General features: G+C 72.3%; 12 protein-coding genes. 3 read left to right on the top strand and 9 right to left on the bottom strand.

All coding sequences use genetic code 11. The features are described from left to right. From ACW0Q9_RS23185 to ACW0Q9_RS23170, 4 genes are all read right to left on the bottom strand, one after another. A partial coding sequence (locus ACW0Q9_RS23185; protein ID WP_456184622.1) for a glycoside hydrolase family 13 protein occupies positions 1-1,779 on the bottom strand: 1,779 nt, incomplete at its 3' end. 140 nt (positions 1,780-1,919) lie between these two features. Then, complete coding sequence (locus tag ACW0Q9_RS23180) at positions 1,920-2,819, bottom strand: sugar ABC transporter permease (protein WP_456184620.1); 900 nt, start codon at positions 2,817-2,819, stop codon at positions 1,920-1,922. Further along, positions 2,816-4,456: an ABC transporter permease subunit gene (locus tag ACW0Q9_RS23175; RefSeq protein WP_456184618.1), complete on the bottom strand. Its 1,641-nt coding sequence runs from the start codon at positions 4,454-4,456 to the stop codon at positions 2,816-2,818. The genes ACW0Q9_RS23180 and ACW0Q9_RS23175 overlap by 4 nt, the downstream gene beginning before the upstream one ends. Beyond that, the gene (locus tag ACW0Q9_RS23170; RefSeq protein ID WP_456184616.1) at positions 4,456-5,706 is read right to left on the bottom strand and encodes a sugar ABC transporter substrate-binding protein; all 1,251 of its coding nucleotides are present in this window, start codon (positions 5,704-5,706) and stop codon (positions 4,456-4,458) included. Before ACW0Q9_RS23170 ends, ACW0Q9_RS23175 begins: the two co-directional genes overlap by 1 nt. Positions 5,707-5,885: 179 nt before the next feature. On the opposite strand from ACW0Q9_RS23170, the gene ACW0Q9_RS23165 reads away from it, so the two are divergent. From ACW0Q9_RS23165 to ACW0Q9_RS23155, 3 genes are all read left to right on the top strand, one after another. Beyond that, positions 5,886-6,983: a LacI family DNA-binding transcriptional regulator gene (locus tag ACW0Q9_RS23165; protein WP_456184614.1), complete on the top strand. Its 1,098-nt coding sequence runs from the start codon at positions 5,886-5,888 to the stop codon at positions 6,981-6,983. 169 nt (positions 6,984-7,152) lie between these two features. Continuing rightward, the gene (locus tag ACW0Q9_RS23160; protein ID WP_456184612.1) at positions 7,153-8,787 is read left to right on the top strand and encodes a glycoside hydrolase family 13 protein; all 1,635 of its coding nucleotides are present in this window, start codon (positions 7,153-7,155) and stop codon (positions 8,785-8,787) included. A 162-nt stretch (positions 8,788-8,949) separates the two neighbouring features. Next, complete coding sequence (locus tag ACW0Q9_RS23155; protein ID WP_456184610.1) at positions 8,950-9,312, top strand: VOC family protein; 363 nt, start codon at positions 8,950-8,952, stop codon at positions 9,310-9,312. A 3-nt stretch (positions 9,313-9,315) separates the two neighbouring features. Here ACW0Q9_RS23155 and ACW0Q9_RS23150 read toward each other — a convergent pair whose 3' ends face one another. From ACW0Q9_RS23150 to trpS, 5 genes are all read right to left on the bottom strand, one after another. Then, positions 9,316-9,759, bottom strand: coding sequence for a hypothetical protein (locus tag ACW0Q9_RS23150; protein ID WP_456184608.1), 444 nt, complete (start codon positions 9,757-9,759; stop codon positions 9,316-9,318). A gap of 74 nt (positions 9,760-9,833) precedes the next feature. Continuing rightward, positions 9,834-10,208 (bottom strand): GntR family transcriptional regulator, encoded by a 375-nt coding sequence (locus tag ACW0Q9_RS23145; protein ID WP_456184606.1) that lies wholly within the window; start codon positions 10,206-10,208, stop codon positions 9,834-9,836. Then, a complete protein-coding gene (locus tag ACW0Q9_RS23140) occupies positions 10,205-11,137 on the bottom strand; it encodes a YhjD/YihY/BrkB family envelope integrity protein (RefSeq protein WP_456184604.1) in 933 nt (310 codons plus the stop codon). Before ACW0Q9_RS23140 ends, ACW0Q9_RS23145 begins: the two co-directional genes overlap by 4 nt. Before the next feature lie 57 nt (positions 11,138-11,194). Then, entirely contained in the window at positions 11,195-11,776 is a 582-nt protein-coding gene (locus ACW0Q9_RS23135) for a 2'-5' RNA ligase family protein (protein ID WP_456184602.1), read from the bottom strand. 23 nt (positions 11,777-11,799) lie between these two features. Next, positions 11,800-12,825, bottom strand: a complete 1,026-nt coding sequence (gene trpS, locus ACW0Q9_RS23130) for a tryptophan--tRNA ligase (protein WP_456184624.1) — start codon at positions 12,823-12,825, stop codon at positions 11,800-11,802. Positions 12,826-12,828 lie beyond the last annotated feature (3 nt).

Here is a 12,828-nt window from a genome sequence, read left to right as displayed (position 1 = left end):
CCCCCCCCCACCCCCGGGGGGGCCCCCCCCGCGCCCCGCCGCCCCCCCCCCGCCCCCCCGGCCCGCCGGGCCGGCCGGTAGGCCGGTCAGGCGGACCGGGGTGCCGGGCGCGCGGCGGGCCAGCACCAGCACGGTGCCGGTCGGCGCCTCGCGGAGAAAGACCAGCGTGTCCGCGTCGGCGTACGCCCAGCGCAGGCCGCCGTGCCGCAGCGCCGGCTCGGTGCGGCGCAGCGCCAGCAGCGACCGGTACGCGGCGAAGGTGCGGGCATCCCAGCTCTCCGGCCGGTGCCACGGCATCGGGGTACGCGACCCCTCCCCGTTGGTGCCGGTCAGGCCCAGCTCGTCGCCCGCGAAGATCACCGGCGTGCCCGGCATCGTCGCGAGCAGGCCGGCGGCCACCTCCTGCCGGGCCGCGTCGCCGACCACGGTCCGGATCCGGGCCGAGTCGTGCGAGCCGAGCAGCTGCCACGAGTGCGTGTACGACCGCCAGGAGATCAGTGACCGGTAGGTGTTCATGGTGGCGAGCACCGCGCCCGCGTCCCGCCGCCGCACCCCACCGGGCGTGCCGAGGAAGTTCGGCAGCGGGCCGTCACCCCGGCGCAGCCAGGACCAGACCGGGTCGGTGAAGCCGACGTAGTTCATGGTGCCGTGCCAGCCGTCCCGGTCCAGGTCACCGGTGTGGTCGTGGCCGTGCTCGGCGAGCAGCAGCCCGTCGGCCCGGGTGTCGGCCACCACCTCGCGCAGCAGCCGGGCCACCTCGTGGGTGTACGCGTCCGCGCCCCGCCGGCCGGTCATGTTCGCCACGTCCACCCGCCAGCCGTCCAGCGCGTACGGCGGGCGCAGCCAGCGGCGCAGCAGCGAGTCCTCGGCGGTGGCGAAGCGGCGGCGCAGCTCGGCGCTGCCCCAGTTGAGCTTCGGCAGCGACTTGACCCCGTTCCACGACTCGTAGTCACCCGCCGCCAGGTCGAAGTAGTACAGCTCCCGCTCGGGCGCGTGCACGTCGGAGACGGCGGCGGTGAACCACTGGTGGGCGTCGCCGGTGTGGTTGCTGGTGATGTCGCCGAGCAGCCGCCAGCCCCGGGCGTGCACCGCGTCGGCCAGCCGGGCCAGGGCGGCGTCCCCGCCGAGCAGCGGGTCGACCGTGTCGAAGCTCGCCGCGTCGTACCGGTGGTTGGAGCGGGCCGGGAAGACCGGCGTGAGGTAGACGGTGTTCACCCCGAGCCGGTCCAGGTGGTCCAGCCGCTCGGTGATCCCGTCGAGGTCGCCGCCGTAGAACTGGCGGGGCGTCTCGGGGCCGCGCCCGATCACGGGTGTGTCCCAGTCGCACGGGATGGCCCAGTCCGGCGCGGTCCGGCCGGCCGCGGCGGCCGAGCGGGCGAACCGGTCCGGGAAGATCTGGTAGATCACCGCGTCCCGCGCCCAGGCCGGCGGGGGTGCGTAGCTGACCAGCTTGAAGTCGCCGTTGTCCGGCACGTCGTGGTCGACCAGCCCGGCCGCGTTCAGCCAGCGGGCGCCCACCGCCCCGTCGAGCAGGAAGCGGTAGTTGCTGACCGGGTTGCGGACCTCGACGTCGGCCCGCCACCACACGTCACCGCCCTCGGTGCGGTCGACCACCGCCTCGGCGAACCGCGGCTCGCCGTCGCCGGTGGTCCGGACGTGCACCCGGCGGACGTCGGCGCCGGCCGGCACCCGGACGAAGACCGGGACGGTCTGCCCGAGCGCGGGCTCCTGTTCGGGTACGTAGGTGGCGGATCCGTCGTGGTGCGGCTGGAGAGACATGGGGATGCCCTTCGCGTCGGTGAGGACAGGAGCCGGGCGGGCATCCGCCGCGGCCGGTCACCCGACCGCGGCGGTCCGCCCGGAAACCGCTCCGGTGTACGTCGACACGACGCCCTTGCCGCAGCGTGAGCCGAGGAGGCTCAGCCTTTGACGGCTCCGGCGGTGAGGCCGGAGACGATGTAGCGCTGGAGCAGTTGGAACACCAGCACCGTCGGGATCGCGGTGAGCAGGGTGCCCGCGGCGAACATCCCGAAGTTGTTGTTGCGCTCGCCGGCCACCAGGCCGAACATGCCGACCGCCAGGGTCTTCGAGTTCGGCTCGGTGAGGAACACGTTGGCGATGATGAACTCGTTGATCGTTCCGATGAAGGCGAGCAGTCCGGTCACGGCCAGGATCGGCGCCACCAGCGGCAGCATGATCCGGAAGAACACCTGGGCGTGTGACGCGCCGTCCATGGTCGCCGACTCGTCCAGCTCCTTCGGCAGGGTGTCGAAGAAGCCCTTCATCAGCCAGGTGTTGGCGCCGAGCGCGGCGCCCATGTAGAGCAGGAACAGGCCCCACGGGGTGTTGAAGCCGATCGCCGGCCACAGGTCGGTGACCGTCGTGAAGATCAGGAAGATCGCCACGATGGCCAGGAACTGCGGGAACATCTGGATCAGCAGCAGGGCGAGCAGGCCGACCCGCCGGCCGGTGAACCGCATCCGGGAGAACGCGTACGCCGCCAGCGAGGACAGGAAGATCGACGCGAAGCTGGCCACGCCGGCGAGCAGCAGCGAGTTGAGGAACCAGTGCGCGAACGGCGTGTCCTGGAACAGGTTGGTGAAGTTCTCGAGGGACGCGCCGGTGGGCAGCAGCTCGGTCGACGAGAGCGTGCCGAGCGGGTTGAGCGCCGCGGAGATCACGAACAGGATGGGGAAGAGGCTGAACGCCACTGCCAGCACCCCGACCAGGTGACGCCAGCCCACCTGGGTGAGCCAGCGACCCCTCGACCTAACGGTCGCGTTGCGGTTGGCGGGAGGAGCGTCCGCATGGGTGGTCACGAGTACACCTCCTCCTGCTTCCGGGTACGCGAGAAGCTGACCGCCGCCACGACGGCCACGATCGCGAAGATGAAGATCGAGACCGTGGTGGCCAGGCCGTACTCGGCACCCTGGGCGCCGAAGGCCAGCCGGTAGGTGTAGGTGATGAGCAGGTCGGTGGCGCCGTTTCTCGGGTTGTCCGCCGGGAACGGCCCACCCTCGGTGGTGAACAGGATCGCGTTGACGTTGTTGAAGTTGTACGCGAACGACGCGATCAGCAGCGGCGAGAGCGCGACAAGCAGCAGCGGCAGGGTGACCGCCCGGAACGACTGCCACGGCGACGCGCCGTCGACGGACGTGGCCTCGGTCAGCTCGCGCGGGATCGCCTGGAGCGCGCCGGTGGTCACCAGGAACATGTACGGGTAGCCCAGCCAGAGCTGCACCAGCAGCACCGCGATCCGGGCCGTCCACGTCCCGCCGAACCAGTCGACCCCCAGCCCGAACAGGTTGTTGACCAGGCCGAAGTCGGTGTTGAACATGTCGCGCCAGACCAGCAGCATCGCGAACGACGGCATGGCGTACGGCAGGATCAGCAGCACCCGGTAGAAGTTGGTGCCGCGCATCCGGGGCGAGTGCAGGGCGAGCGCGATGGCCATGCCGAGCAGGAAGGTGAGCCCGGTCGAGCCGATCGCGAACGCGAAGTTCCACAGCAGGGTGCCGAAGAACGGACCGGAGATGTTCGGGTCGGTGAGCACCCGGCTGAAGTTCTTGAACCCGACGTTGACCTTCCAGCCCTGGGCGAGCCGGTCGCCGTCGGCCGCGACGAACGAGCCGGCCGCCGGGTCGGCGGTCCAGGTCTTGCCGGTCTCGCTGTCCTTGACGCAGTCGCAGCCCGCGTCGTACGCCCGGGCGGCCTTGCCCTCGTAGGCGCGGGACAGGCCGTTGGAGCGGATCGCGCCGCCGTCGGTCGGCACCACCAGGTCGGTGATGTCCTTGCTGCGGCCGCTGGCCTGACCGAAGTTGAGCACGGTGTAGCCGGCGGCCTCGGTGATCTTGCCGGTCGGGCTGACCGTCACGTCGCCGGCGTCGAGCTTGCGCAGCCCGCCCGCGTCACCCGCGAGGACCTCCTTGGTCTTCGGGTCGCTGAGCAGGAAGACCAGGGAGCCGGTCGCCGGGTCGCCCTTGGTGGCGATGGAGAGGGAGTACTCGGTGGAGCCGGGGACCTGCTTCACCGAGGAGGTCTGGATGGCGACGATCGCGTCGTCCTTGCTGCCGCGGTGGCCGTCGCCGAAGTTCGTGAACGCGGTGCTCGCGGTGTAGAGCACCGGGAAGACCTGGAAGGCGATCAGGAAGATCGTGCCGGGGACCAGGTACTTGGCCGGGATGTGCCGGCGGCTCAGGTAGAGGTAGAACAGGCCGGCGGTGGTGGCGGCGAGGATGCCCAGCCCGACCCAGTGCTCGGCCTCGACGAGCGGGAACGCCGCCCAGATCGCGATCCCGGCCACCAGGCCGAGCAGGACCACCTTGACGACGAGGCCGGTCGCGGTGATCGGCGCGTGGTTCCGCGCGGTACGGGACGTGCGCGGGAGCCCGCGGCGAACGGGCTCCCGGCCCGGGGCCTGCTCAGCAGACCCCGGGCCGGACAGCGACGTGCTCATTACTTGATCTGACCCGCGATGGTCTTGCCCGCGGCGGTGATCGTCTTGGCCGGGTCGGCGCCGCCGATGATGGCGGCCTCCGCCTTGCCGAACGGGTCCCAGATGGCGGCCATGGCCGGGATCGCCGGGAGCACCTGGCCGTTCTTGCCGGCCTCCTGGAACTTGGCCAGGTCGGCGTCCTCGCCCTTGACCTGGTCGAAGGCGGCGGTCAGCGCCGGCGGGCGCGGCTCGGCCTTGTAGAGCGCGACGGCCAGCTCGGGCTTGGTCACGTAGTTGGTGACGAACTCCTGGGCCAGGGCCTTGTTCTTGCCCTTGGCGGCGACGTAGAACGCCTGGACGCCCACGAACGGCTGGGCCTCCTTGCCACCGGCGAAGCCGGGGACCGGGGAGATGTCGTACTTGATGTTGGCCTTCTTGGCGTCGGCGATCGCCCACGGGCCGGAGACCAGGAAGGCGCACTTCTTGCCGGTGAAGGTGGCGATGGAGTTCTCGCCGGTGATGGAGCGCTTCAGCGCGCCGTCGCCCTTCTCACCGAGCTTCGCGATCTTCTGGAAGGCGGCGATCGACTCCGGCTTGCCCACGCCCAGGTCCTTCGGGTCGTAGTCGCCGTTGGCGGTGGTGCCGAACAGGTAGCCGCCGCCCGAGGTGTACAGCGGGTACACGTGGTACGCGTCGCCGTTCTGGCCGGACTGGAGGCAGAGGATCTCGCTGGCCTTCTTCTCGGCCTTGAGCTTCTTGCCGGCGGCGACCAGGTCCTCGATCGTCTTCGGCGCCTCGGGGGCCAGCTCGGTGTTGCGGATCAGCGCGATGTTCTCGGTGGCGTAGGGGACGCCGTAGAGCTGGCCGTTGAAGGTGACGGCCTTGATCGCGGTCTCGTTGAACGCGCTCTTCTGCTCGGCGGCGAGCTGCACCGGGTCGATGGCGCCGTTCTGGACCATGTTGCCGATCCAGTCGTGCGCGCCGACCACGACATCCGGGCCGCTGCCCTGCTGCGAGGCGGTGACGAAGTTGGTCTGCAGGTCCTTGGAGACGGCCTGGACCTCGACGGTCACACCGTTCTCCTTGCCGAACTCCTCGGCGAACGGCTTCAGGGCCGCGGTCCGCTTGTCGTCGGCCCAGATGACCAGCTTGCCGCCGGTGGCCTTGGCGGACTCCTTGGCGGCCGGCTTGTCGCTGTCACCGCCGCCGCAGCCGGACGCGGCGAGCGCCAGGCCGAGGACAGCGACCACACCCGCGGTACGGATGCGCATCGGTACTCCTGTCGTCATGGCGCCCGCCGGGGGAAGGGCGGCCCGCCAGTGGGAACCTTGGAAATTTCTTGCTGCCCGGCGCGGGGATGCTGCGCCGCTGCTCTCGCATGTTGCGGGGACGTTAGCAAGAGGTTGCAGAGAATGGAAGGGCTTGCAGGAGCGTACGCAAGAACTTACCCGTGAGCTACAGTGCCGCCATGCGCGCTCGACTGTCCGACATCGCCCAACAGGCCGAAGTCAGCGAGGCCACGGTGTCGCGGGTGCTCAACGACCGCCCCGGAGTGGCCCCGGAGACCCGGCAGGCCGTCCTCACCGCCCTCGACGTGCTCGGCTACGAGCGCCCCGCCCGGCTGCGCAAGCGCAGCGCCGGGCTGGTCGGCCTGGTCGTGCCCGAGCTGGACAACCCGATCTTCCCGGCCTTCGCCCAGGTCATCGAGTCGACGCTGGCGCAGAGCGGGTTCACCCCGGTGCTCTGCACCCAGACCCCCGGCGGGGTCACCGAGGACGAGTACGTCGAGATGCTGCTCGACCGGCAGGTCTCCGGGATCGTCTTCGTCTCCGGCCTGCACGCCGACACCGCCGCCAACCACGACCGGTACCGCGCGCTGATCGCCCGCCCGCTGCCGATCGTCATGATCAACGGGTACGCGCCCGGCATCGCGGCGCCCTTCGTCTCCTGCGACGACGGCGAGGCCACCGAGCTGGCGGTCGCCCACCTGGTGGCCCTCGGGCACCGGCGGATCGGCCTGATCACCGGCCCGGACCGGTTCGTGCCGGTGCAGCGCCGGGTGGCCGGCTTCCGCGCCGCGATGACCCGGCTGGTCGGCACGACGGAGGCGGAGGTCGGCGAGCTGGCCGAGCTCTCCCTGTTCGGCGTCGAGGGCGGCGAGGCGGCCGCCGGCCGGCTCATCGAGCGCGGCGTCACCGGCCTGGTCTGCGGCTCCGATCTCATGGCGCTCGGCGCGATCCGGGCCGCCCGGCAGCGCGGCCTGGCCGTCCCCGACGACGTCTCGGTGGTCGGCTACGACGACTCCCCGCTGATGGCCTTCACCGACCCGCCGCTGACCACCATGCGCCAGCCGGTCGCCGCCATGGCGGTGGCCGCCGTCCGGGCCCTGGTCGACGAGATCAACGGGCACGCCGCGCCGAACTCCGAGTACGTGTTCCGCCCGGAACTGGTGGTGCGGGGCTCGACCGCGGTGGCCCGTCCGGCCGGCACAGGCGGCGGCGCGAAGCGGCAGCGTCCCACCCCCTCCACCCTCGCCGTCCCGGCCTGACCCCCGGCGCCGGGTCGGCGCGCCCCGCGCGGTTGCCGTCATTTCTTGCGCAAGGAATGCTTGACTCTTGCAGCGCTCGGGCGGCATTCTGCTCAGACGCCCCTGCGCCCACCACCACGCCCGCGCGGGGGCAACGCCGTCCCGCGCCAGAGAACGGGGATCCCCACCGATGACCTCCGCCCCCCACCCCACGCCGCTGACCACCGACGACGACTGGTGGCGGTCCGCGGTCGTCTACCAGGTGTACGTCCGCAGCTTCGCCGACGCGAACGGGGACGGCGTCGGGGACCTCCAGGGCATCCGGCAGCGCCTGCCCTACCTGCGTGACCTCGGGGTGGACGCGCTCTGGCTGACCCCCTTCTACACCTCGCCCCAGGTCGACGCCGGCTACGACGTGGCCGACTACCGGGACGTGGACCCGCTCTTCGGCACCCTCACCGACTTCGACGCGATGATCACCGACGCGCACGCCCTGGGCCTGCGGATCATCGTGGACCTGGTGCCCAACCACACCTCCAGCGCCCACCCGTGGTTCACGGCGGCCCTCGCCGCCGGCCCCGGCTCCCCGGAGCGCGAGCGCTACCTCTTCGCCGACGGCAAGGGCGAGCGGGGCGAACTGCCGCCGAACGACTGGGAGAGCATCTTCGGCGGCCCGGCCTGGACCCGGGTCGCCGACGGGCAGTGGTACCTGCACCTGTTCGACCCGGCCCAGCCCGACCTGAACTGGCGCCACCCGGAGGTGCGCGCCGAGTTCGAGGACGTCCTGCGGTTCTGGCTCGACCGGGGCGTGGACGGCTTCCGGATCGACGTGGCGCACGGGATGATCAAGGCAGAGGGGCTGCCGGACGTCGGCTTCAACTCGATGACCACCGGCCAGCGCCAGTCCGAACTGCTGGGCAAGGGCCGGCTGCCGTACTTCGACCAGGACGAGGTGCACGAGATCTACCGCGCCTGGCGGCCGATCCTGGACAGCTACCCGGGCGGCCGGATGGCGGTGGCCGAGGCCTGGGCGGAGACCCCGCAGCGGCTGGCCCGCTACATCGGCCCGGACGAGCTGCACCAGGCCTTCAGCTTCGACTTCCTCGACGCCACCTGGTCGGCCGACTCGTTCCGCAAGGTGATCGACACGGCGCTCGCCGAGTCGACAATCGTCGGCGCGCCGACCACCTGGGTGCTCTCCAACCACGACCGGCAGCGGCACGTCACCCGGTACGGCGACGGCGAGGTCGGCCTGCGGCGCGCCCGGGCCGCCGCCCTGCTGATGTTCTCCCTGCCCGGCTGCGCCTACGTCTACCAGGGCGAGGAGCTGGGCCTGCCGGAGGTGCTGGACCTCCCCGACGAGCTGCGCCAGGACCCGGCGTTCCTGCGCACCGGGGAGAGCCGGGACGGCTGCCGGGTGCCGATCCCGTGGAGCGGCGAGCTGGCCCCGTACGGCTTCGGCCCGGAGGGCAGCGAGCTGAGCTGGCTGCCGGCCCCGGCGACCTGGCGTGCCCTCTCGGTGGCCGCCCAGGCCGGGCTGACCGGCTCGACGCTGGAGCTCTACCGGACCGCGTTGCGGATCCGGCACGAGCACCCGGCGCTGGCCGGCACCGGCGGCATCACCTGGCTGGAGACCGAGCCCGGGGTGCTGGCGTTCCGCCGCGCCGCCGGGGACGCCGAGCTGACCTGCGTGGTCAACATCAGCGGCGCGGAGGTGACGATCGCCGGCCACGGCCGGCCGGTCGTCGCCAGCGCCGACCTCACCGAGCGGGGCGACGGGCACGTCCTGCCGGTGGACGCGGCTGCGTGGTTCGAACGGCGCTGAGCCGGGTAACCCGCCATTGACCTGGTCGTCCGTTGTGCTCCGCGCCGACGGGCGGCTGGGCTGCCGACCCCTTGTGGTGGGGGGTGAGGTGGCACCGGCCCCTCGGGACTTCCGTCCCGGGGGGTCGGTGTCCATCCGGGACCGTGCGGGTACCACAGGGCGATGACCGCACACGTGGCGCAGTACACCCTCGACATCGGCGACCTCGACCGGATGGCCGGATTCTGGTCGGCCGCCCTCGGCTACACCGTCCGCCGGGGCGACGACGGCAGCGCGAAGCTCTATCCGCCGCCCGGCCGGCCCGGCCCGACCGTCTGGTTGCAGGGCAGCGGCACCCCGAAGCGGGGCAAGAACCGCCTCCACCTGGACCTGGTGTCGGACGGGGACCCGGCGGCCGAGGTCGACCGGCTGATCGGGCTCGGCGCCCGGCGTGTCGACGTCGGGCAGACCGGCACGGAGGGCTTCGTGGTGCTCGCCGACCCGGAGGACAACGAGTTCTGCGTGCTCGACGGGCCGCCGAGCTGAGCGTCAGGCGCCTCGGGCGGTGAGCATCGCGGCGATTCGGGCGAGGCCGGCCCGGACCTCGTCCCGGCTGGGCGGCTTCACCGGCGTCGGCTCCGGCTCCCGCTCGGCGGCCAGCTCCAGCTCCTCGTCGATGACCTCCTCGAAGTCGCCGTAGAGGTCCGCCTGGTCGATCCGGGCCGCCTCGTCCTCGGCGGCGATCTGCGCGGCGGCGATCTCGCTGCGGATCTCCTCGGGCGTCAGCGCCGGCAGCAGTGGCTCCACCACCGCCATCAGCTGCTCCTCGGCCACCACCGCCTCGGCCAGGGCGAGCGCGTGCGGCCGCTCGTACGGGCCGCAGACCACCGGCTCCCACTCGTCCTCGTCGCCGAGCGGGCCGAAGGTGATGATCCACGGCAGGCCCAGCATCGGCGAGTCGTCCGGCAGGTCCAGTGTCACGAGTGCGCCCACCGGCCCATCATGGTCGGTCACGGCGCGGACGTGCGCCTCATTCACGCCAACTCCCCCCTCTCCGGCGGTCGCTCTCACCCGTGCGTACCGGCGTCCAGAGCCGCACGGACCAGGGCGACGGCGCGGTCCGGCGGGACGCCCAGGCGCAGCGCCTCGGCCGCGTAAGCGGCGGCGGCGCGGTGCAGGCGGTCGGTCGCGTCGTCGCGGCCGGGGGCCACCACGGTGCCGTGCCGGCCACGAGTCTCCACCAGCCCGGCGGACTCCAGCTCGCGGTACGCCCGCGCCACGGTGTTCACCGCCAGCCCCAGGTCGGCGGCGAGCTGCCGGACCGCCGGCAGCCGGGTGCCGACCGGCAGCCGGCCGTCGCCGATCATGCCGGCGAGCTGCCCCCGCACCTGCTCGTACGGGGGCACCGCCGAGTCCTGGTCGATCCGGATCCTGGTGCTCATCCCGCCCCTCCCGGCGTTCCCGGGTCGGTCCCCTCGTCGACCTCCACGTCCACGTCCCGCCCGCTTCCCTCGGCCAGGTCCACCACCCGGCCGTAGCGGCTGGTGGCGGCCAGCGCGGCACCGAAGAGCACCAGCTGGTTCAGCAGGTAGAGATAGAGCAGCAGCCCCACCGCCGTGGCCACCACCGTGTAGGCCGGGTTCCGCTCGGTGCGCACCACGTAGTAGCGCCCCACGGTGTTGAGCAGCGTGATGCCGACGGCGACCGCCAGCACGGCGGGGCGCAGCCGGCGGCGGCTCATCCGCAGCCGGGGCACCGCCACCAGCAGCGCGGTGGCCAGCACCGCGTTGACCAGCACGCTGAGCACCGCGCTGACCGTGGTCAGCCCGACCGACCCGGTGCTGCGCAGCAGGAAGCGCAGCAGCGACTCCAGCGCGTCCACGGCGGCCACCGAGACGCCGAGCAGCACGAAGACCGCGACCAGCACCCCGAGGTCGACCAGGCGGCGGACCACCAGGTTGCCGGGCTGCTGGTTGAAGCCGTACATCAGCCGCTGCGAGGAGCGGATCGCCTCGACCCAGCCGATGCCGGTGAAGACCAGGATGACCAGGCCGACGACGCCGACCGTGTTGCTGCTCTCGGCGATCTGCTGGGGGTCGAGGAACGGCAGGTTCACCTCCAGGAAGTCGGCCGCGGCCCGACTCACCTCGCGGTTGTCCTGGAGGATCGTGCCGAAGATCCAGTAGCCGACCAGGGCCAGCGCGAACACCGCGAAGAAGCCGTAGTAGGCGATCGCGGCGGCCAGCCGGCCGGCGAGCAGGTCGGCGTAGAGCGTCCCGGCCCGCCACACGTGGTCGAAGGCCGACGACCGGACGCGGGCCGCGTCGATGCGGCGGCCCAGCGCGGCCTCGATCCGGCCGATGACGTTCACCCCGCCATCCTCGCCGATCTCCCGGCCCGACGGAGGCCGGCCGGCCGGGCGCTCAGCTCAGCCGCCGAGGCGGAAGTCGCGGCGGGGCTGCCACCGGGTCGCCCCGCTGTGCGAGAAGAGGGTGAACGCCTCCACCTCGAAGAGCGCGGAGAAGTCGGCCAGGTCCTCGTACGCCTTGTCGAGCACCTCGGGCGGCACGTCCTGGGCCACCGTGACGTGCGGGTGGTAGGGGAAGCGCGCCTCGCGGTGCAGCTCGGGGGCCGCGTTGATGGCGGCGGCGAGCAGCTCGCACTCGCTGATCCCGGCGGCCACCGCCACGAAGACCACCTGGGTGACCGGCCGGAACGTGCCGGTGCCCCGCAGGTGCAGGGTGAACGGCAGGTGGGTGGCGGCCACCCGGGCCAGGTGCTCCTCGACGGCGGGCAGCGCGCGCACCGGGATCTCGGTGGGCCCGAGCAGGGTGACGTGCGCCGGGACGGCCTGCGGGTCACCGGCCTCGATCCGCCGGCGGGTGAGCATCCCGCCCCACGGCTCGGGGATGTCGACCGCGATCCCGATCTGGATGGTGTCACCGGCGTCCGGCGCCCCGTCCCTGCCCTCCACGCTGCGCGCCACCCCTCCGGCCACCGACCGCTTCACCCGTTCCCGCCGTGCCCGGGCCGCTACTCGAACCGGACCGGCGGGAAGAAGCCGATCCGCTCGTACGCGGTGCGCAGCGTCGCGGCGGCGACCGCGCGGGCCTTCTCCGCGCCCTGCGCGAGCAGCTTGTCGAGCTGCGCCGGGTCGTCCAGGTAGGCGCGGGTGCGCTCCTGGATCGGGGTGACGAACTCCCGGACCACCTCGCCGAGGTCCTTCTTCAGGTCGCCGTAGCCCTTGCCGTCGTACGCGGCGACGAGGTCGTCGATGCTCCGGCCGGAGAGCGCCGAGTAGATGGTCAACAGGTTCGAGATGCCCGGCTTGCCCTCGGCGTCGAAGACGATCTCGCGGCCGGTGTCGGTGACCGCCGAGCGGATCTTCTTGGCCGAGCGGGCCGGCTCCTCCAGCAGATCGATGATGCCCGCCGGGGAGGAGGACGACTTCGACATCTTGGCCGTCGGGTCCTGCAGGTCGGTGATCTTCGCGGTGTCCTTCACGATGTGCGGGGCGGGCACCGTGAAGGTCGGCCCGAACAGCGAGTTGAACCGCTGGGCCAGGTCGCGGGAGAGCTCCAGGTGCTGCCGCTGGTCCTCGCCGACCGGCACCGCGTGGGCCTGGTAGAGCAGGATGTCGGCGGCCTGGAGGATCGGGTAGGTGAACAGGCCGACGCTGGCCCGCTCGCTGCCCTGCTTCTGCGACTTGTCCTTGAACTGGGTCATCCGGCTCGCCTCGCCGAAGCCGGTGATGCAGCCGAGCACCCAGGCCAGCTGCGGGTGCTCGGGCACCTGCGACTGGACGAAGAGGGTGCTGCGCTCCGGGTCGAGACCGACCGCGAAGAGCTGCGCGGCGGCGACCCGGCTGCGCTGCTTGAGCACCTTCGGGTCGTGCCCGGCCGTGATCGCGTGCAGGTCCACCACGCAGTAGAACGCGTCGTGGCTCTCCTGCAGGGCCACCCAGTGCCGTACCGCGCCCAGGTAGTTGCCGAGGTGGAACGAGTCGGCCGTCGGCTGGATGCCGGAGAAGACGCGCGGGCGGGCGGGTACGTCGGACATGCC

Source organism: Micromonospora sp. I033 (assembly GCF_053890995.1).
This window is presented reverse-complemented; position numbering and strand designations above follow the sequence as displayed.

Excerpts from the sequence above, each read along its gene's own strand:
- ACW0Q9_RS23175 (WP_456184618.1), bottom strand. The coding sequence starts at position 4,456 with ATGAGCACGTCGCTGTCCGGCCCGGGGTCTGCTGAGCAGGCCCCGGGC.
- ACW0Q9_RS23170 (WP_456184616.1), bottom strand. The coding sequence starts at position 5,706 with ATGCGCATCCGTACCGCGGGTGTGGTCGCTGTCCTCGGCCTGGCGCTC.
- ACW0Q9_RS23160 (WP_456184612.1), top strand. The coding sequence starts at position 7,153 with ATGACCTCCGCCCCCCACCCCACGCCGCTGACCACCGACGACGACTGG.
- ACW0Q9_RS23145 (WP_456184606.1), bottom strand. The coding sequence starts at position 10,208 with ATGAGCACCAGGATCCGGATCGACCAGGACTCGGCGGTGCCCCCGTAC.
- trpS (WP_456184624.1), bottom strand. The coding sequence starts at position 12,825 with ATGTCCGACGTACCCGCCCGCCCGCGCGTCTTCTCCGGCATCCAGCCG.
- ACW0Q9_RS23155 (WP_456184610.1), top strand. The coding sequence starts at position 8,950 with ATGACCGCACACGTGGCGCAGTACACCCTCGACATCGGCGACCTCGAC.